Source organism: Streptomyces hazeniae, from assembly GCF_031845485.1.
In the GTDB taxonomy this organism is placed as follows: Bacteria; Actinomycetota; Actinomycetes; order Streptomycetales; family Streptomycetaceae; genus Streptomyces; species Streptomyces hazeniae.
Genome location: NZ_JAVREQ010000220.1, coordinates 1 through 424, shown reverse-complemented (window position 1 = coordinate 424; position 424 = coordinate 1). Strand labels below are relative to the sequence as shown.

At 67.0% G+C, this 424-nt stretch carries 1 protein-coding gene; it reads right to left on the bottom strand.

Translation table 11 applies throughout. The features are described 5' to 3' along the window. Window positions 1–229 precede the first annotated feature (229 nt). Window positions 230–424 (bottom strand): cupin domain-containing protein (locus RM572_RS29420; RefSeq protein WP_311676393.1); only part of this gene is annotated, 195 nt, incomplete at its 5' end.

Here is a 424-nt window from a genome sequence, read left to right as displayed (position 1 = left end):
ACACCGAGGCGTCTGACACTCAGGCCGGCGGCTCCGTGATACTGCAACACCCGCAGCGCAGCCTCGACGATGAGCTGCTCGGACAGCACGACGCCCTGCTTCGTCTGTCGCCGTCGTCGCCGCGGCGATTCGGACTTCAATGTTCGGCCCATCCGCATTGCCTCCCGGCGCTTACGTCAACGCCTTCAACCCATTGTGCGGCCCGGCCGCGCCCCGGCGCACAGAAACGCTATGCGATGAAAACCTTTCGCAGTGTCTCCCGCACCGTCCAGGTGGTGCGCTGCCCGGCGTGCAGGCGAACGAGGCTGCCGGGCCGGAGATCGATCGTCGGAGTGCCGTCGTCGAACGCGATACTGGCGTCCCCGCCCAGGACGACGAACACCTCGTCCGACTCCACGTCCCGGGAAACGCCGGGGGTATGTTC